The 18,130-nt window shown below is 67.2% G+C and carries 16 protein-coding genes; 6 read left to right on the top strand and 10 right to left on the bottom strand.

Features of this window, described 5'->3' with window-relative positions:
- Together WBB14_RS17115 and rsmA are read left to right on the top strand one after the other, a co-directional pair.
- Positions 1–539 (top strand): peptidylprolyl isomerase (locus WBB14_RS17115; RefSeq protein ID WP_424240890.1); only part of this gene is annotated, 539 nt, incomplete at its 5' end.
- An 18-nt stretch (positions 540–557) separates the two neighbouring features.
- Positions 558–1,349, top strand: a complete 792-nt coding sequence (gene rsmA, locus WBB14_RS17120; protein WP_424240891.1) for a 16S rRNA (adenine(1518)-N(6)/adenine(1519)-N(6))-dimethyltransferase RsmA — start codon at positions 558–560, stop codon at positions 1,347–1,349.
- Between the two features lie 57 nt (positions 1,350–1,406).
- Here the strand turns inward: rsmA and WBB14_RS17125 are convergent, their stop codons facing one another.
- Entirely contained in the window at positions 1,407–2,549 is a 1,143-nt protein-coding gene (locus WBB14_RS17125) for a glycerate kinase (protein WP_424240892.1), read from the bottom strand.
- A 106-nt stretch (positions 2,550–2,655) separates the two neighbouring features.
- Between WBB14_RS17125 and pyk the strand changes: the two genes are divergently transcribed.
- On the top strand, positions 2,656–4,098 hold the full coding sequence (gene pyk / locus WBB14_RS17130) for a pyruvate kinase (protein ID WP_424240893.1): 1,443 nt from the start codon (positions 2,656–2,658) through the stop codon (positions 4,096–4,098).
- Positions 4,099–4,152: 54 nt separating this feature from the next.
- On the opposite strand, the gene WBB14_RS17135 is transcribed toward pyk, so the two are convergent.
- The gene (locus WBB14_RS17135; RefSeq protein ID WP_424240894.1) at positions 4,153–5,382 is read right to left on the bottom strand and encodes a nucleoside recognition domain-containing protein; all 1,230 of its coding nucleotides are present in this window, start codon (positions 5,380–5,382) and stop codon (positions 4,153–4,155) included.
- A 153-nt stretch (positions 5,383–5,535) separates the two neighbouring features.
- Between WBB14_RS17135 and WBB14_RS17140 the strand changes: the two genes are divergently transcribed.
- A complete protein-coding gene (locus tag WBB14_RS17140; protein WP_424240895.1) occupies positions 5,536–7,791 on the top strand; it encodes an acyl-CoA dehydrogenase in 2,256 nt (751 codons plus the stop codon).
- 38 nt (positions 7,792–7,829) lie between these two features.
- Here the strand turns inward: WBB14_RS17140 and def are convergent, their stop codons facing one another.
- The 8 genes from def to glyQ are packed head-to-tail and all read right to left on the bottom strand — an operon-like array spanning position 7,830 to position 15,303.
- The gene (gene def, locus WBB14_RS17145) at positions 7,830–8,363 is read right to left on the bottom strand and encodes a peptide deformylase (protein WP_424240896.1); all 534 of its coding nucleotides are present in this window, start codon (positions 8,361–8,363) and stop codon (positions 7,830–7,832) included.
- A 34-nt stretch (positions 8,364–8,397) separates the two neighbouring features.
- Complete coding sequence (gene gloA, locus WBB14_RS17150; protein WP_424240897.1) at positions 8,398–8,793, bottom strand: lactoylglutathione lyase; 396 nt, start codon at positions 8,791–8,793, stop codon at positions 8,398–8,400.
- Positions 8,794–8,805: 12 nt separating this feature from the next.
- The gene (locus WBB14_RS17155) at positions 8,806–9,951 is read right to left on the bottom strand and encodes a 2-aminoethylphosphonate--pyruvate transaminase (RefSeq protein ID WP_424240898.1); all 1,146 of its coding nucleotides are present in this window, start codon (positions 9,949–9,951) and stop codon (positions 8,806–8,808) included.
- A 20-nt stretch (positions 9,952–9,971) separates the two neighbouring features.
- Complete coding sequence (locus WBB14_RS17160) at positions 9,972–10,997, bottom strand: M48 family metallopeptidase (RefSeq protein ID WP_424240899.1); 1,026 nt, start codon at positions 10,995–10,997, stop codon at positions 9,972–9,974.
- On the bottom strand, positions 10,984–11,712 hold the full coding sequence (locus WBB14_RS17165; protein WP_424240900.1) for a lysophospholipid acyltransferase family protein: 729 nt from the start codon (positions 11,710–11,712) through the stop codon (positions 10,984–10,986). The genes WBB14_RS17160 and WBB14_RS17165 overlap by 14 nt, the downstream gene beginning before the upstream one ends.
- Before the next feature lie 4 nt (positions 11,713–11,716).
- Positions 11,717–12,256, bottom strand: coding sequence for a D-glycero-beta-D-manno-heptose 1,7-bisphosphate 7-phosphatase (gene gmhB, locus WBB14_RS17170; RefSeq protein ID WP_207473766.1), 540 nt, complete (start codon positions 12,254–12,256; stop codon positions 11,717–11,719).
- Positions 12,253–14,391 (bottom strand): glycine--tRNA ligase subunit beta, encoded by a 2,139-nt coding sequence (gene glyS / locus WBB14_RS17175; protein WP_424240901.1) that lies wholly within the window; start codon positions 14,389–14,391, stop codon positions 12,253–12,255. Before glyS ends, gmhB begins: the two co-directional genes overlap by 4 nt.
- Positions 14,392–15,303: a glycine--tRNA ligase subunit alpha gene (glyQ, locus tag WBB14_RS17180; RefSeq protein ID WP_332010731.1), complete on the bottom strand. Its 912-nt coding sequence runs from the start codon at positions 15,301–15,303 to the stop codon at positions 14,392–14,394.
- A gap of 277 nt (positions 15,304–15,580) precedes the next feature.
- Here glyQ and WBB14_RS17185 point away from each other — a divergent pair, with 277 nt between their 5' ends.
- Positions 15,581–16,348: a crotonase/enoyl-CoA hydratase family protein gene (locus WBB14_RS17185; protein WP_088138524.1), complete on the top strand. Its 768-nt coding sequence runs from the start codon at positions 15,581–15,583 to the stop codon at positions 16,346–16,348.
- A gap of 77 nt (positions 16,349–16,425) precedes the next feature.
- Positions 16,426–17,949 (top strand): fumarate hydratase, encoded by a 1,524-nt coding sequence (locus WBB14_RS17190; RefSeq protein ID WP_013391620.1) that lies wholly within the window; start codon positions 16,426–16,428, stop codon positions 17,947–17,949.
- Positions 17,950–18,130: the final 181 nt, after the last annotated feature.

An 18,130-nucleotide genomic window follows, 5' to 3' on the forward strand; every position in this document is an offset into this window, starting at 1 on the left:
CTCCAGCCCAGGCGCCGCAGCCCGCCGCCGCGCCCGCGCAGGCGCCTGCGCACCAGGGCCCGGTGGAAGTGATGCAGACCCGCGCGCGTCACATCCTGATCAAGACCTCCACCGTCATGAGCGACGAACTGGCGCGTCAGCGCCTGGAGCAGGTGCGTCAGCGCCTGGTGAGCGGCGGCGCCAAGTTCGAGGACATGGCGCGCCAGTATTCGCAGGATGCGACCGCCCCGCAAGGCGGCGAACTGGGCTGGCTGAACCCGGGCGAAACCGTGCCGCCGTTCGAGGCCGCCATGAACGCCCTGAAGCCGGGCGAGATCAGCCAGCCGGTGCAATCGCCTTTCGGCTGGCACCTGATCGAAGTGGAAGAACGCCGCCAGCACGACGCCACCGACGACATGGCCCGCATGAAGGCCCGCCAGATTTTGTTCGAGCGCCGAGCCCAGCCTGCTTTCGAGGATTGGCTGGAGCAGCTGCGCGCCCAGGCGTACATCGACAATCGCCTGGAAAAGCAGCAGAAGATCCAGCAGAACAACCGCTAAACGCATTACAGGCTTTACATGTCACAGCACCAGGCGCGCAAGCGTTTCGGCCAGAACTTCCTGACCGACGAGAGCGTGGTCGAGTCCATCGTCCGGGCGGTTGCGCCCGCCCGCGACGACACCGTGGTCGAGATCGGCCCGGGTTTGTCCGCGCTTACCCGGCCGCTGCTCGAACGTCTGGATCATCTGACTGCGGTCGAGATCGACCGCGACCTGGCGGCGCGCCTGCGCAAGCAGTTCGACGCCACCCGCCTGACCGTGGTCGAGGCCGATGCCTTGACCGTGGATTTTTCCCAGTTCGGACCTGCGCTGCGCGTGGTGGGCAATCTGCCCTACAACATCTCCAGCCCGCTGTTGTTCCATCTGATGACCTGGGCCGAGCATGTCCGCGACCAGCATTTCATGCTGCAGCGGGAAGTGATCGACCGCATGGTCGCGCACCCCGGTTCGGGCGACTTCAGCCGCCTGTCGGTGATGCTGCAATCGCGCTACCGCATGCACAAGCTGTTCGATGTGCCGCCGGAAGCTTTCGATCCACCGCCCAAGGTTGTGTCGGCGATCGTGCGCATGGTGCCCCTGCCTGCGGACCGCTTGCGTCCGGTTAGCGAGCGCGCCTTCGAAACGGTGGTGGCGCGCGCGTTTTCACAGCGCCGCAAGATGTTGCGCCGGGTGCTGGCGGACTGGGCTGCGCAAGTGCCCTGGGAAGCGCTGGATATTGCGCCCACGGCGCGCGCCGAGGATATCTCGGTGGACCGGTATATCCGCCTGGCGGATGCGCTGGTGGCGGCCGGGGTGCTGCAGGCCGCTTGAAGCTCTGGACCCGGAAAGCCGAAAAGCCCGCGCAAGCGGGCTTTTTCAATGCAGTTCCTACAGCATGCGTTTTTGCGCGGTCATCCAGAGTTGCATGACGTCGCGGGCGCGGTCGGCCAGCAGTTTTTCGGCGTCGGTCAGCGCCTGTTGCAGCGTGATGGGGCCAGGGGCCAAGCTGAAGGCGGCGCTGATGCCGCAGGCATGCAGCGCTTCGTAGCCTTCGCCGAGCGATCCGGCCAGCGCCACGACCGGCACGCCTGCGCGCTGCGCGATCTTCGCCACGCCGGCGGGGGTCTTGCCGCGCAGGGTCTGCGCATCCATGCGGCCTTCGCCGGTGAACACCAGGGTCGCGCCCTCGATTGCCTGGGCCAGGCCGCCCAGTTCCGCGACGATCTCCACCCCGGGGCGGAAATCGGCGTTCAGGAAGGCCTTGGCCGCGAAGCCCAGGCCGCCCGCGGCGCCCGCGCCGGGTTGGTCGCGGTGGTCGGCCCCCAGGTGCTGCGCGCACACATCGGCGAAATTCGCCAGCATCTGGTCCAGGGCCTGCACCTGTTCAGGCGTTGCGCCTTTCTGCGGACCGAACACGTGCGAAGCGCCTTGCGGACCGCACAAAGGGTTGTCCACGTCCGAGGCGATGTCGATGCGGATCTCAGCCAGGCGCGGATCCAGGCCGCGCGTATCGATGCTGGCCAGCTTGCCCAGCGCGCCGCCGCCAGGCGGCAGGCTGCGGCCGTCGGCATCCAGCAGGCGCACGCCCAGGGCCGTCAGCATGCCGGCGCCCGCGTCGTTGGTGGCCGATCCGCCCAGGCCCAGGATGATGCGCTTGGCGCCCGCGTTCAAGGCGGCCAGCATCAATTCGCCCACGCCGTGGCTGCTGGCGCGCATCGGATCGCGCTTGGAGGGGGCGATGAGTTCGAGGCCCGCAGCCGCAGCCATTTCGATCACGGCCGTGCCGTCGTCCAGCAGACCCCACACCGCGTCGACCTTGTAGCCCAATGCGTCGTTCACCGTCAGCTGCCGTTCCTTGCCCCCGGTGGCGGCGAGCACGGCTTCGACCGTGCCTTCGCCGCCGTCGGCCATCGGAATGCAGACCGTATGGGCGCCGGGCACTGCGGCTTTTACGCCGCGCGCAATGGCTGCCGCCGCATCGGGCGCGGAAACGCTTTCTTTGAAAGAGTCGGGGGCGATGACGATTTTCACGGGTTCAGTCGAGCTCGTTTTTCGGTTGATGTGATGCCCATGATACCTGCGTGAGCGTGGCCGGCGTACCATAGCGTTTTTGTCGTTTTAGCGAGAGTGGATCGTCATGCCCGTATTGCGCCGCACCAAAATTGTCGCCACCCTGGGACCCTCGACTTCGACGCCCGAACGCATTGAAGCGCTGATCCGCGCGGGCCTGGACGTGGCCCGCCTGAACTTCTCGCATGGCAGCCCGGACGATCACCGCGAGCGCGCCCGCATGGTGCGCGAGATCGCCGCCAAGCAGGGCCGCTTCGTCGCCATCATGGGCGATCTTCAAGGACCCAAGATCCGTATCGCGCGCTTCACGGACAAGCTGGTCCAGCTGCAGGTCGGACAGCCGTTCACGCTGTCGCGCGTGCATCCCAAGGAAGCCGGCACGGCCAGCATCGTCGGCATCGACTACCCCGAACTGGTGCAGGACTGCCGCGTTGGCGACGAGCTGCTGCTGGATGACGGCCGCGTGGTGCTTGTGGTGGATCGTGTCGAAGGCGACGAGGTCCACACCACCGTGACCGTGGGTGGCCCGTTGTCGAACAATAAGGGCATCAACCGCCGCGGCGGCGGCCTGTCCGCGCCCAGCCTGACCGACAAGGACCGCGTCGACATCAAGCTGGCAGCGGACATGAATCTGGAATACGTGGCCGTGTCGTTCCCGCGTTATGGCAGCGATATCGACGAGGCCCGCACGCTGCTGGCGGCTGCCGGCAGCCAGGCCTGGATCATCGCCAAGATCGAGCGCGCGGAAGCCGTGGCCGACGACGAAGCGCTGGACGCCCTGATCCGCGCCAGCGACGGCGTGATGGTGGCGCGCGGCGACCTGGGCGTGGAAGTGGGCGATGCTGAATTGGTGGGCATCCAGAAACGCATCATCCAGCACGCGCGCACCTTGAACAAGGTCGTCATCACCGCGACGCAGATGATGGAGTCGATGATCTCCAGCCCCATGCCCACGCGTGCAGAAGTGTCCGATGTGGCCAACGCGGTGCTGGACTACACCGACGCGGTCATGCTGTCGGCAGAGAGCGCGTCGGGCCAGTATCCCGTGGAGACCGTGCAGGCCATGGCCCGGGTCTGCCTGGGGGCGGAAAAGCACCCCACCTCGACCAAATCGCATCACCGCCTGGGCGAGACCTTCACGCGCTGCGACGAGACCATCGCGCTGGCGGCCATGTACGCAGCCAATCATTTTCCCGGCGTCAAGGCCATCATTGCGCTGACGGAAAGCGGCCATACGCCACTGATCATGTCGCGCATCCGCTCGGGCGTGCCGATTTATTGCTATAGCCCGCATAGCGCCACGCAGAACCGGGTGGCGATGTTCCGCGGGGTCTACACCGTGCCGTTCTCGCCGTCGGACTACGAGCCCGCCGATCTGAGCAATGCCGCCATCGACGAACTGCGCAAGCGCAACCTGGTGCAGACCGGCGATTGGGTGATCCTGACCAAGGGCGACTTCTACCGCGACAGCGGCGGCACCAATGGGATGAAGATCCTGCTGGTGGATTGACGCGCCGGGGACAGGGGCGCCGTAAGGTGGGCGCCCCTCGCAGCTCGCAGGCTCTCAGCCGAAGAACCAGTAGCACACGCCGATAGCCGCCAGCACGCCTGCCAGGTCGGCGATCAGGGCGCAGCCCACCGCATGGCGCGCCCGCAGGATGCCCACCGATCCGAAGTACACCGCCAGCACGTAGAAGGTGGTCTCGGTGCTGCCTTGGACCACCGCCGCCAGCAGCGCCGGGAAACTGTCCACGCCGAAGTGCGCCATCGTTTCCAGCATCATCGCGCGCGCCGCGCTGCCCGAGAAGGGCTTGACCAAGGCAGTAGGCAGGGCGTCCACGAATCGCGTGTCCCAGCCGGCCTGCAGCGCCAGCCAGCGGATGCCGTCGAGCAGGAAATCCAGCGCGCCCGAGGCGCGCAGCACGCCCACCGCGCACAGCATCGCCACCAGGTAAGGCAGCAGGCTCTTGGCAATGTCGAAGCCTTCCTTGGCGCCTTCGATGAAGGCCTCGTAGACCGGCACCTTCTTCCAGGCGCCCGCGATCAGGAAGGCCAGCAGGATGCCGAACAGGCTCAGGTTGCCCAGCAGCGACGAGAGCGAGGCGATGGCGGCGGCCGACATGCTGGCCAGCAGCGCCATGAAGCCGCCCATGAGCAGCGCCGCGCCGCCCAGCCACAGCATGACGACGGGATCGATCAGGCGCAGCCGTTGGCAGGCCGCCACGGCCAGGAAGCCCGCCAGGGTCGACGCGCTGGTGGCCAGCAGGATGGGCAGGAACACCAACGTCGGATCCGGCGCGCCCTGTTGCGCCCGGAACATGAACAGCGTCACCGGCAGCAAGGTCAGCGACGACGCGTTCAGCACCAGGAACAGGATCTGCGCATTGCTGGCGGTTTCCGGCGTGGGATTCAGCGACTGCAGCTCGCGCATGGCGCGCAGCCCGATGGGCGTGGCGGCATTGTCCAGCCCCAGGCCGTTGGCGGCGAAGTTCAGCGTGATCAGGCCGATGGCCGGATGGTTGCGCGGCACCTCGGGCATCAGGCGCGCGAACAGCGGCCCCAGCACGCGCGCCAGCTTTTCCACCAGCCCGGCGCCTTCGGCGATGCGCAGAAAGCCCAGCCATAGCGTCAGCGTGCCGAACAGCAGCACCATCACTTCCACCGACACGCGGGCCATGTCGAACAGGCTGGCCACCATCAGGCGGAACACTTCGGGGTCACCGATGACCAGCCAGCGGTACAGCGCCGCCGCGGCCGCGGTAAGGAAAAAGCCCAGCCAGAGTTTGTTCAGCATGCGGAGACTGCCCGGATAGCGATGGATTGCGCGCTGCGCGCCGTCGCCCATTGTCGCAGAGTCGGTAGGCCGCAGCTTGGCCCGGCGCCGCCAATTCTGGTACTTTGACTTGATACGCCCCGAGGCCTGGGGCCATAACAGTGAGGAAAACTCATGGACTTCAATGCCTGGCGCCGCCGCCGCATCTCGGAACCCGCTTATCGTTGGGCGCGCAATGCGCTGCCGGCCATGTCGGCGACGGAGCGCGAGGCCATCGAAGCCGGCGACACCTGGTGGGACGCGGACCTCTTCACCGGCAACCCCAACTGGCGCAAGCTGTTGGACGTGCCCGCCGCCACGCTGACCGCGGACGAGCAGCGCTTCATCGACGGCCCGCTGGCCCGGCTCTGCGCCATGCTGGACGAATGGGACATCACCTGGAACCGCCGCGATCTGCCGCCGGAAGTATGGGATTTCCTGAAGGCCGAACGCTTCTTCGGCATGATCATTCCCCGGCGCTACGGCGGCCTGGGTTTTTCGCCCTATGCGCACTCCGAGGTCGTGCGTCGCATCTCCGCCTATTCCATCACCGCTGGCGTCACCGTCATGGTGCCGAATTCGCTGGGACCCGGTGAATTGCTGATGCAGTTCGGCACGCCGGCGCAACGCGACTACTGGCTGCCGCGGCTGGCCGATGGCCGCGAGGTGCCTTGCTTCGGACTGACCAGCCCCGAGGCCGGGTCGGACGCGGCTTCCATGGTGGATACCGGCGTGGTTTGCCGCCAGGTGGTGGACGGGCGCGAACTGATCGGCATTCGGCTGAACTGGCACAAGCGCTACATCACGCTGGGACCGGTGGCGACGGTGCTGGGCCTGGCTTTCAAGATGTCGGACCCCGACGGTATCCTGGGGGGTCCCAAGGACATCGGCATCTCGGTCGCGCTGGTACCGACTGAAGCGCCCGGCGTCGAGATCGGGCGCCGCCATCTGCCCGCCATGCAGGTCTTCCAGAACGGACCTAACCGCGGGCGCGACGTGTTCGTGCCGCTGGATGCGCTGATCGGCGGGGCCGAGCGCGCGGGCCACGGCTGGCAGATGCTGATGAGCGCGCTGGCGGCGGGCCGCGGCATTTCGCTGCCGTCGCTATCGGCCGCCGCCGCCGCGATGTGCGCGCACACCACGGGCATGTATGCCCGCGTGCGCGAGCAGTTCGGCATTCCGGTGGGCAAGTTCGAGGGCGTGCAGGAAGGCCTGGCGCGGCTGGCGGGCAATGCCTACCTGGTCGAGGCCGCCAGGCGCCTGACCTGCGCCGCGCTGAACCAGGGCGTCAAGCCGGCGGTGGTCTCGGGCATCATGAAATACCACGCCACCGAGCGTATGCGCGGCTCGGTCAACGACGCGATGGACATCCATGCCGGCCGCGCCGTGATCGACGGTCCCAGCAATTATCTGGGCGCGTTGTACCGCGCCGTGCCCATCGCCATCACGGTCGAAGGCGCCAACATCCTGACGCGCAACCTGATCATCTTCGGCCAGGGCGCGATCCGCGCCCATCCCTACTTGATGCCGGAAATCCTGGCGCTGGGCAATCCTGACGAAGAGCGCGGCATGGAGGTCTTCCATGACGTGTTCTGGCGCCACCTGCGCCACACCGGGCTCAACGCGCTGCGCGCCATTGGCCGTGCCTGGACCGGCGGGATGCTGGCGCCTGCGCCGTCATCCGGTCCCGTGGCCGGGCACTACCGGCGGCTGGGTCGCTATGCCTCTGGCTTCGCGCTGTTGGCCGATGCCACGCTGGCGCAGCTGGGCGGCGGCCTGAAACGCCGCGAGATGATCTCCGCGCGTCTGGGAGACATCCTGTCGGAGCTCTACCTGCTGTCGGCGGTGCTAAAGCGCTGGGAAGACGAGGGCCGCAAGCACGACGACCTGCCGCTGGTTCAGTGGTGCATGGAGCAGGGCTACGCCAGCATCGAGAAAAGCATGGACCAGGTCCTGCGCAATTTGCCGGGGCGCGTGCTGTCCTGGGGACTGCGCGCGGCCATCCTGCCGCTGCGCCTGGCCAAGGGGCCGGGCGATGCCCTGACGCGCGAATGCGCGGAATTGCTGCTCAAGCCCTCGCCCACGCATGCGCGGCTGGCGGCCGATCTGCACCGCGAGGCCGGCGCGGGCGACAACGATCCGGTGGCCCTCCTGACCCGCGCGTTCGCGCTTGCGGACGCGGTGCAGCCGTTGCGCGACCGCTTGCGTCAATCCGGCGTGCGCGATTGGCGCGAGGCGCATCAGCGCGGCGCCATCACCGACGCGCAGGCGGCGCAGCTGGAGGAAGCCGAAACCCTGGTGTCGCAGGTGTTGCAGGTGGACGATTTCGCGCCGGAAGAACTGTCGCCGCCGGCCGCCCGGGCAGCGGCGGCGGGCTCGGGAGATGCCTAGGGCTGGGGCGCAAGCGCCCGCGCAGCGGGAGCGAGGCCCTAGTCGTCCTGGTTCGGATCCATGTCCGGGAACAGGATCTCGGTGAACCCGAACTTGTTGAAGTCCTGGATGCGCGACGGATAGAGCCGGCCGATCAGGTGGTCGCATTCGTGCTGCACCACCCGGGCATGGAAGCCGTCGGCCTCGCGCTCGATGAGCTGGCCGTAAGGGTCGCGTCCGCTGTAGCGGATGCGGCGGTAGCGCGGCACCAGGCCGCGCAGGCCCGGCACCGACAGGCAGCCTTCCCAGCCCTCTTCCATCTCGTCCGACAGCGGCGTGATGACGGGATTGCACAGGATGGTCTGCGGCACGGCGGGCGCATCCGGATATCGCTCGTTGCGATCGAAGCCGAAGATCACCAGTTGCAGGTCCACGCCGATCTGCGGCGCGGCCAGGCCCACCCCTTGCGCGGCGGCCATGGTTTCGAACATGTCATCGATCAGCGCGTGCAGCTCGGGCGTGTCGTAGCGTTCGACGGGCGCGGCCACGCGCAGCAGCCGGGGATCGCCCATTTTCAGGATGGTGTGGATCATGGGAGGTGTCTTCCTGGCGTCAGGCTCGCGGGGCTCAGTCCTGGCGGCCTTTCTTCTGGATGAACTCGATCTTGTAGCCGTCGGGGTCCTCGACAAAGGCGATGACCGTCTTGCCGTGCTTCATCGGGCCGGCCTCGCGCGTGACCTTGCCGCCTTTCTCCTTGACCTTGTCACAGGCTTCGTAGGCGTTGTCCACTTCCAGGGCGATGTGGCCGTAGCCGGTGCCCAGGTCGTATTTGTCGGTGTCCCAGTTATGGGTCAGTTCGATGACGGCGCCTTCGGATTCGTCCTGGTAGCCCACAAAGGCCAGCGTGAACTTGCCGTCGGGGTAGTCGTTGCGGCGCAGGACGCGCATGCCGAGCACGTTGGTGTAGAAGTCGATGGACTTGTCGAGGTTGCCGACTCGCAGCATGGTGTGGAGCATACGCATGGGAGGTTTTCCTTAAGCGGTGAGGGGGAGCGGGAAGAACCCGCCGTTGCCGGCGGCGGTTTCCCGGGTGATGCCGATGTCGCGCAGCGCGCCGCCCATGGCGTCGACTGCCTGCCGCATCTGGTCGGGCCCGAAGGCGCCGATGCAGCCGACCCGGAACGAAGGTTGTTCGGTGTTGTAGAAGTTGCTGAGCACGTAGCCGCGGCGCTTTAGGCCGTCCACGAACAATTGCAGGTTCCAGGTCGGCGCGTCCGGGGCCCGGACGTTGACGACGATGGGGCCTTGCAGCGCGGGCGGCAGGTACGGGGTCAGCCCCAGCTCTCTGACGCCATCATATAGCGTGTGCATGTTCGCCGTGTAGCGCGCCAGGCGGGCCTCGCGGCCTTCCTCAAGGTGCAGCGCCAGCGCCACGGCCAGCGCGGCCAGCGTGGGGGCGGGCGGCGTGAAGCGCGGGCCGGCGTTGGGCTGCAGGCTCTGCTGGTAGATGTCCGCCAGGTCCAGCGACCAGCTGCCGGCCGTGCCGCGCGCGGCTTCCAGGCTGTCGCGCCGGGCCACCACGAAGGCGGCGCCGGGCATGCCTTCCAGGCACTTGTTGGCCGTCAGCACCACCGCTTCCACGGCGGGCAGGGCGCGCAGGTCCAGGGGCAGCGCGCCGAAGGCGGACACGGCGTCGACGATGACGCGGCGGCCCAGGGCGTGGGCGATGCGCGCAAGTTCAGGCACGTCGTGGCAGATGCCGCTGCCGGTTTCGCTGTAGACCAGCGCCAGGTGCGTGAGCGAGGGGTCTTGTTCCAGCGCTTTGGCGACCGCCTGCGGATCGATCCGTTCGGTGGCGCCCACCGACAGCGGCACGGCCACGCGGCCGGCATCGCCGGCCAGCTTCTGCAGCCGGGCGGCGTAGGCGCCGGTGGAGGGCGCCAGCAGGCGGCCGCCGGCGGGTATGAAAGTGCGGATCGCGGCTTCCACCGCGAAGTGGCCGCAGCCCGGCAGCGCCAGCGCGGCGTGTTCGTCGGGGGACGCCTGCGCCGCGCGCAGCACGCCATCGCAGACCTGCCGGTAGGTCTGGCGGAAATCGTTGTCCCACGGCGCATAGTCTTGCGCCATGGCGGCCTTCACCCGCGCGTCGGTCGTGACCGGGCCCGGAATCAGCAGCAACATTTTCGTGTCTCCTGGATGCCTCAGAACTGAGGCAAGGATGCGGGGTCGTGGCGCCGCAGGATGTTCTTGGCGTCTTCGAAGTCGGGCAGGATTTGCCCCACTTCGCGCCAGAAGTCCTGACTGTGGTTCATTTCGCGCAAATGGGCAAGCTCGTGCGCGATGACGTAGTCGATGATGGCGGGCGCGAAATGGATCAGGCGCCAGTTCAGCATGATGTTGCCGTCGCTGGTGCAGGAGCCCCAGCGGGTGGCGGCCGACGACAGGCGCCAGCGCTGGATCTTCAGCCCGCTGACCTGCAGGAAGTGGGCCAGGCGCGCGCCGAACCAGGCGCCGGCGCGCTGCTGCAGCCAGGCTTGGGCCGAATCGCGGATGCGGCCCTGGTCCGCCGAGGACGGCAGCGCCAGCCACAGGGTGTCGCCGTCCTGGGGCGCATCGGCGTCGCCCGACAGGCTGGCCTGGCGGCTGTCGCCGCCCACGCCGATGACGATGCGCTTGCCCAGGTAGGGCAACTCGCCGCCGGGCTGCCAGCGCGTATGCGCCATGGCCAGTTGCTGCTTGCGGGCGTGCCATTCGCGCAGCTTGGCCAGGATCCAGCGGGCTTTTTCGCGCACGGCGTCATCGACCTGCGTCAGGGTGACCCAGTTGGGGGCGGTGACGCGCAGGCCGTCGTCGGTGATCACGAAGCCGATGCTGCGGCGGCGCGAGCGCAGCAGCACGAAGCCTATGGGCTGCTGCTCGGTCGAAACCTCGCGCCAGCGCGCGCCGGGCGGCAGCGGATCGGGGCAGGGCGTGGGGACGCGCGACGCCGCATTGGGCGACAGCGTCAGCAGCGGCTCGCCCGCGGGGGCGGCTGCGGGCGGCTGATCGGGGAAGAGGGCTTTGGGCGGGGCCGCCTTAGGCGGGGCCGCCTTAGGCGAGGCCGCCTCAGGTGCGGCCACCTTGGGTGGAGCCGTCCGCTGCGGCGCGGCGTTCAGCGGCGACGCGCCCGCAGGCGCGTCGTGCTGCTGTTCGTCGAACAGGAGTTCGAGCTGATCAGTGCTGGCCATACCTTTCTGGATTGAGACGCCGCATTTCCCCTTCGATCCAGTCCTGAACCTTCTTGTTCAGTTCCTCGGGGGAGAGTCCCTTGGATTCTATCGCGGGGCCGATGGATAGGGTGACCAGGCCGGGATATTTCACGAAGGCGTTGCGGCGCCAGCATTCGCCGGCATTGTGCGCCACCGGGATGACGACCGCGCCGGTGCGCGACGCCAGCATTGCGCCACCCATTTTGAAGCGGGCGGTCTTGCCCGGCGGGACCCGGGTGCCCTCGGGAAACAGCAGCGGCCAGCGGCCTTCGTCCAGGCGGGTCTGGCCTTGCTTGACCACCTGCTCGAATGCGTCGCGGCCTCGGGCGCGGTCGATCGGGATCATGCGCAGCAGCGCCAGACCCCAGCCGAAGAACGGCACCATGTGCAGTTCCCGCTTGTAGACGAAGCAGACTTCGCGCGGCATGTGGGCCGGGAAGAACAGCGTTTCCCAGGCCGACTGGTGCTTGGACAGCAGCACTGCGGGACCATCGGGCAGGTTTTCCCAGCCCTTGACCTGCCAGCGGATGCCGCAGAAGAAGCGCGCGCCCCAGATGGCCAGGCGCGGCCAGCCCACGGTCAGCTTGTAGCGCCAATGCAGCGGCAGCGGCGCCCACAGGATGCAAGCGAACGCGTAGGGAATGACCGTGACGGCCAGGAACAGGAAGTACAGCAGCGAACGTAGCCGGGCCATCGGATCAATGGTCCTGCAGCAAGGTATCGACCACGGCCGACAGATCGTCGCACACGCGCGTGTTGTCGGGCAGGCCGCCCTTGGCCAGCGTCTTCTTGCCGTTGCCCGTCAGCACCAGCCAGGGCGAGCAGCCGACCGACGACGAGGCCTGCAGGTCGCGCAGCGAATCGCCCACCGCCGGCACGCCGGCAAGGTCGACGTCGTAGCGGTGGCCGATCTGTTCGAACATGCCGGGCTTGGGCTTGCGGCAGGAGCAGTTGTCGTCCGGGCCGTGCGGGCACATGAAGACCGCATCGATGCTGCCGCCCGCGGCGGCCAGTTCGCGCCGCATCTTGGTGTGGATGGCGGTCAGCGTGTCCATGTCGAACAGGCCGCGCGCCAGCCCCGACTGGTTGGTGGCGACCACCACCTTCCAGCCGGCCTGCGTCAGCCGGGCGATGGCGTGCAGGCTGCCGGGCAAGGCGATCCATTCGTCGGGGTTCTTGACGAACGAATCGCTGTCCTGGTTGATGACGCCGTCGCGGTCTAGGATGATGAGTTTCACTGTGCCAGCCTGGAGATGTCAGCAACCTGGTTCATCAGGCCATGTAGCTGGCTCAACAGGGCCAGCCGGTTGGCGCGCACGGCCGGGTCTTCGGCCATGACCATGACGTCGGCAAAGAAGGCGTCCACGGCTTCGCGGACTTGAGCCAACGTGCTCAGGCTGCCGGCGAAGTCGCCGGCGGCCAATTGCGCCTCGGCCTTCGGGCGCAGCGCGGACACTGCTGCGGCCAGGGCCTTTTCGGCCGGTTCCGCCAGCGCGGCGTCGTTCACGGCGCCGATCTCGCCTTCGGCCTTCTTGAGCAGGTTGCCGATGCGCTTGTTGGCGGCGGCCAGGCTGGCGGCCTCGGGCAGTTGCGCGAACGCGGCGGCGGCGCGCACGCGCTCGGCCACTTGGTGCAGCGGCGGGGTCAGCGCGATCACGGCTTCGACGGCATTGCGGTCGAACTCGTTGATCAGCTGGTTGCGGTAGCGCTCATAGATGAAGGCGCGGACTTCGGGCAGCGTGTCGGCGGGGATCTTGCCGGCGGGGAACGTGCCGGCGGCCAGGTCCAGCAGGCCGTCCAGCGACAAGGGGCCGGCCTCGCTGATCTTGAGCCAGCCGCCCGCGGCCAGTTGCTCGAAGGCGCTGATCAGGCCCAGCGCGGCGCGGCGCAGGCCGAAGGGGTCGCGTTCGCCGGTAGGCGCCAGGCCGATGGCCCAGATGCCGACCATGGTTTCCACGCGTTCGGCGATGAACAGGATGGCCGCGGTCAGCGTGTCGGCGGTGACCGGCGCGTCGTAGCGGTTGCGGTACTGGGTGCGCAGGGCTTGCACCACGCTGTCGGGCTCGCCGTCGCCGGCCGCGTAGTACGCGCCCATGACGCCTTGCAGCTCGGGGAATTCGCCCACCATGTTGGAGCCCAGGTCGGCCTTGGCCAACATGGCCGCGCGGTCGGCGGCGGAGACGTCGCCGCCCAACTGTTCGGCCACGCCGCGGGCGATGGCGCGCACGCGCTCCACGCGTTCCAGCTGGGTGCCCAGCTTGTTGTGGTAAACGATGCTGCCCAGCTGTTCGACACGGGCCGCCAGCGGCGTCTTGCGGTCGGTTTCAAAGAAGAATTGCGCATCGGCCAGGCGCGGGCGTACCACGCGCTGGTTGCCTTCGACGATGTTCACCGGATTGTCGGTGTGCATGTTGCTGACGATCAGGAAACGGTGCGTCAGGCGGCCGCTGGTCGGATCGAACAGCGGGAAGTATTTCTGGTTCAGGCGCATGGTCAGGATCAGGCATTCCTGCGGCACTTGCAGGAACTGCTCTTCGAACTGGCCCACGTAGACGGTGGGGTGTTCGACCAGGGCCGTGACTTCGTCCAGCAGCGCGGCCACTTCGGGATCGTCGCCCAGCGTCGCGTTCAGGCGGCCGGCATGGTCCAGCAACTGGCGCTGGATCTCGTCGCGGCGGCCTTCGAAGGAGGCCACCACGTGGCCCTTTTCGGCCAGGGTGGCGGCATAGGAGTCGGCGTCGGTGAAGGACACGGGACCCGCGCTCATGAAGCGGTGGCCCAGCGTGTCGCGGCCGGCGGCCAGGCCCAGCGCGGACACCGGCACTACGTCGGCGCCGAACAGCGCGACCAGGCCATGCGCCGGGCGCACGAACTTGACGGAGGTGACGCCATCGGCCAACTGGTAGCGCATGACCTTGGGGATGGGCAGGCCATTGATGGCGGCATCGACGCCTTCCTGCAGGCCGGCGGCCAACTGGGCGCCGGGGGCGGTGCCGCGCGCGACCAGGTAGTCCTGCTTGCCGTCGGATTCGCGTTCCAGGGTAGCCAGGTCGATATTTTCCAGGCCCTTGGCGGCCAGCTTCTTTTGCAGCGCGGGCGTGGCCTTGCCGTCATCGGTCAGGCCGATCTTCACCGGCATCAGCTTTTCGGCATAGGGCTGGTCCGGCGCCTGCGCCAGCACGGCGGACAGGTGTACGGCCAGGCGGCGCGGCGTGGAATAGGCGGTCACGGCGCAGCCGGCGGCCAGCAGGCCGTGGCGCTCAAGCGTGGCGCGGACGCCTTCGGCAAAGGCCTGGCCCAGCTTCTGCAGGGCCTTGGGCGGAAGTTCTTCGGTCAGCAGTTCGACCAGCAGCGGGCGGATGTTCGTCGTCATTTATGCTGCCTCCCCGGCGGCCTTGTCGCGGCCCAGCATGGGAAAGCCCAGTCGTTCGCGGGAATCGTAGTAGGCCTGCGCGACGGCGCGCGACAGGTTGCGGATGCGGCCGATATAGGCGGCGCGCTCGGTGACGCTGATCGCGCCGCGCGCGTCCAGCATGTTGAACGTGTGCGCGGCCTTCAGCGCGGCCTCGTAGGCGGGCAGCGCCAGCGGCACTTCCATCAGGCGCTTGGCCTCGGCTTCGTAGTCATTGAAGTGCGAGAACAGCATCTCGGCTGACGAATGCTCGAAGTTGTAGGTGGACTGCTCCACTTCGTTCTGGTGGAACACGTCGCGGTACAGCACGCGGTTGCCGTTGGCGCCCTCGGTCCAGACCAGGTCGTAGACACTTTCGACGTCCTGCAGGTACATGGCCAGGCGTTCCAGGCCGTAGGTGATTTCGCCGGTGGTCGGCGTGCAGTCCAGGCCGCCGACCTGCTGGAAGTAGGTGAACTGGGTGACTTCCATGCCGTTCAGCCAGACTTCCCAGCCCAAGCCCCAGGCGCCGAGCGTGGGGTTTTCCCAGTCGTCCTCGACGAAGCGGATGTCATGCTGGGTCGGGTCGATGCCCAGCGCCTTGAGCGAACCGATGTACAGGTCCAGGATTTCCGGGGGCGCGGGCTTGAGCACGACCTGGTACTGGTAGTAGTGCTGCAGGCGGTTGGGGTTTTCGCCGTAGCGGCCGTCCTTGGGGCGGCGCGAGGGCTGCACATAGGCGGCACGCCAGGGCTCCGGGCCGATCGCGCGCAGGAACGTGGCGGTATGCGAGGTGCCGGCGCCGACTTCCATGTCGTAGGGCTGCAGCAGGGCGCAACCCTGCTTGTCCCAGTATTCCTGGAGCGTAAGGATGATTTGCTGAAAGGTGAGCATAGGATTCTTGGAATTCGGCCGCCGGGCAAGGTTTGCCCTGGGCGTGGGAAACCCAGCATTTTAACTGGCCTGGGGCGCGCCGGCTTCCGAAGGCGGGGCGGACGGTTACATCTAGGACCTTCGGGGCGGCTCGCAGGGGGACAGTGTGCCGCTGGTGGACGCCCCGCGGGCCTCTCGCTGCGCCTGCAAACCAATGATCGTATGATTCCAGCTTGCGTACCAAGTCTTATATAAAACCCGGAACCCGATTCCGAGAATTCCCGGAAGGAGCAGTCCCATGTCAGACCTGATCAAGGTAGAAGTCACCGACGGCATCCAGATCATCACGATCAACCGTCCCGAGGCCAAGAACGCCATCAACCTGGAAACCGCGCAGGCCATGGCCGCGGCGCTGGACCAGCTGGACAGCCGCGACGATATCCGCATCGGCATCCTGACGGGCGGCGGCGGCACGTTCTCGTCGGGCATGGACCTGAAGGCTTTCGCCAAGTCAGGGCAGCGCCCCTATGTGGAAGGCCGCGGTTTTGCCGGTCTGAACGAACGGCCGCCCAAGAAGCCGCTGATCGCGGCGGTGGAAGGCTATGCGCTGGCCGGCGGCTGCGAAATGGCGCTGGCTTCCGACCTGATCGTGGCGGCCAGCAACGCCAAGTTCGGCCTGCCCGAAGTCAAGCGCGGCCTGGTGGCCGGCGCCGGCGGCATGTTGCGCCTGCCGCGCCGCCTGCCGTACCACATCGCCATGGAAGTGATCCTGACCGGTGAAATGCTGACGGCCGAGCGCGCCTATTCCTTCGGCCTGGTGAACCGCATCACCGAGCCGGGCGCCGCCCTGGCCGGCGCGCTGGAACTGGCCCGCGCCATCGTCGAGAACGGCCCGCTGGCGGTGCAGACCGCCAAGAGCGTCGTGGCGCAGTCGGGCGACTGGGACCAGGCCAGCATGTTCGACCAGCAGCGTCCGCTGATCGCGCACATTTTTTCTTCCGCCGACGCCAAGGAAGGCGCCACGGCCTTTGCCGAGAAGCGCAAGCCCGTCTGGCAAGGCAAATAAAATAGCTTCAGGTATCCGCGCGCGGCCGGTCATGCCGGCCGCGTTTTCACGTTATCCATCTAGACCCGCATATCGCCATGTCCGTCATCATTAAAGAAGAAGACTTCATCCAGTCGATAGCCGATGGCATCCAGTTCATCAGCTATTACCATCCGGTCGACTACATCCGCCACCTGGCCCGTGCCTACGAGCGCGAGGAAAGCCCCGCCGCGCGCGACGCGATGGCGCAGATCCTGACCAATTCGCGTATGTGCGCCGAAGGCAAGCGTCCGCTGTGCCAGGACACCGGCATCGTCAACGTGTTCCTGAAGGTCGGCATGGGCGTGCGTTTCGAGACCAAGCGCACCCTGCAGGAGCTCTGTGACGAAGGCGTTCGTCGCGGCTACCTGAATCCGGACAATCCCCTGCGCGCCTCGGTGCTGGACGACCCGCTGTTCGCGCGCAAGAACACGCGCGACAACACGCCCTGTATCCTGCACGTCGAGCTTGTCCCGGGCGACAAGGTCGACGTGCAAGTGGCTTCGAAGGGCGGCGGTTCGGAAAACAAGTCCAAGTTCGCCATGCTGAACCCCAGCGATTCGCTGGTGGACTGGGTGCTGAAGACGGTCCCGACGATGGGTGCCGGCTGGTGCCCGCCGGGCATGTTGGGCATCGGCGTCGGCGGCACGGCCGAAAAAGCCATGCTGATGGCCAAGCAGTCGTTGATGGAAGACATCGACATGTACGAACTGCTGGCCCGCGGTCCGCAGAGCAAGCTGGAAGAGCTGCGCATCGAGCTGTATGAAAAGGTCAACGCGCTGGGTATAGGCGCCCAGGGCCTGGGCGGCCTGACGACGGTGCTGGACGTCAAGATCAGCACCTTCCCGACGCACGCGGCTTCCAAGCCGGTGGCGATGATCCCGAACTGCGCGGCTACGCGCCACGCGCACTTCGAGCTGGACGGCTCGGGTCCGGCGCGCCTGGATCCGCCGTCGCTGTCGGAGTGGCCGGAAGTGCATTGGGCGCCGGACTACAACAAGTCGAAGCAGGTCGACCTGAATACGCTGACCAAGGAAGAAGTGGCCAGCTGGAAGCCGGGTCAGACCTTGCTGCTGTCGGGCAAGATGTTGACGGGCCGCGATGCGGCGCACAAGCGCATCCAGGACATGCTGGCCAAGGGCGAGCCGCTGCCGGTGGATTTCAAGAATCGTGTCATTTACTACGTGGGTCCGGTGGATCCGGTGCGCGACGAAGTGGTCGGCCCGGCGGGTCCCACGACGGCCACGCGCATGGATAAGTTTACGGACATGATGCTGGAGCAGACGGGCCTGATCGCGATGATCGGCAAGTCGGAGCGCGGTCCGGTGGCGATCGAGTCCATCAAGAAGCACAACTCGGCTTATCTGATGGCCGTGGGTGGGGCGGCCTACCTGGTGTCGAAGGCTATCCGTGGCGCGAAGGTGCTGGGTTTTGCGGACCTGGGCATGGAAGCTATCTATGAGTTCGACGTGAAGGACATGCCGGTGACTGTGGCGGTTGATGCTCAGGGTACCTCTGTCCATACCACGGGGCCCAAGGAATGGCAGGCCAAGATCGGGAAGATTCCTGTCGCTGTGGCTTGATTCTGTAGGTTGTGAGAAAAACGGCTGCCAGGGGACTGGTGGCCGTTTTTTTTGGCTCTAGTGCCTAGCGCTTCGTAGGCCGCCCGTCGGCGCGGGCGCCTGGGTGGCGAGCGCCCACGATTGCGGTCCGGAGCGTTCGCTCCGGACTTCCCCTTCGTCATCGTCGTCACCGCCTGCGGCG

Origin of the sequence: Achromobacter sp., from assembly GCF_049647645.1 — a bacterium.
Lineage (GTDB): Bacteria > Pseudomonadota > Gammaproteobacteria > Burkholderiales > Burkholderiaceae_B > Achromobacter.

Excerpts from the sequence above, each read along its gene's own strand:
- WBB14_RS17155 (WP_424240898.1), bottom strand. The coding sequence starts at position 9,951 with ATGTTGCTGCTGATTCCGGGCCCGGTCACGACCGACGCGCGGGTGAAG.
- WBB14_RS17160 (WP_424240899.1), bottom strand. The coding sequence starts at position 10,997 with ATGGCCAGCACTGATCAGCTCGAACTCCTGTTCGACGAACAGCAGCAC.
- glyQ (WP_332010731.1), bottom strand. The coding sequence starts at position 15,303 with ATGCTCACCTTTCAGCAAATCATCCTTACGCTCCAGGAATACTGGGAC.
- WBB14_RS17135 (WP_424240894.1), bottom strand. The coding sequence starts at position 5,382 with ATGCTGAACAAACTCTGGCTGGGCTTTTTCCTTACCGCGGCCGCGGCG.
- glyS (WP_424240901.1), bottom strand. The coding sequence starts at position 14,391 with ATGACGACGAACATCCGCCCGCTGCTGGTCGAACTGCTGACCGAAGAA.
- WBB14_RS17140 (WP_424240895.1), top strand. The coding sequence starts at position 5,536 with ATGGACTTCAATGCCTGGCGCCGCCGCCGCATCTCGGAACCCGCTTAT.
- WBB14_RS17185 (WP_088138524.1), top strand. The coding sequence starts at position 15,581 with ATGTCAGACCTGATCAAGGTAGAAGTCACCGACGGCATCCAGATCATC.
- gloA (WP_424240897.1), bottom strand. The coding sequence starts at position 8,793 with ATGCGTATGCTCCACACCATGCTGCGAGTCGGCAACCTCGACAAGTCC.
- def (WP_424240896.1), bottom strand. The coding sequence starts at position 8,363 with ATGATCCACACCATCCTGAAAATGGGCGATCCCCGGCTGCTGCGCGTG.
- WBB14_RS17190 (WP_013391620.1), top strand. The coding sequence starts at position 16,426 with ATGTCCGTCATCATTAAAGAAGAAGACTTCATCCAGTCGATAGCCGAT.
- rsmA (WP_424240891.1), top strand. The coding sequence starts at position 558 with ATGTCACAGCACCAGGCGCGCAAGCGTTTCGGCCAGAACTTCCTGACC.
- WBB14_RS17165 (WP_424240900.1), bottom strand. The coding sequence starts at position 11,712 with ATGGCCCGGCTACGTTCGCTGCTGTACTTCCTGTTCCTGGCCGTCACG.
- pyk (WP_424240893.1), top strand. The coding sequence starts at position 2,656 with ATGCCCGTATTGCGCCGCACCAAAATTGTCGCCACCCTGGGACCCTCG.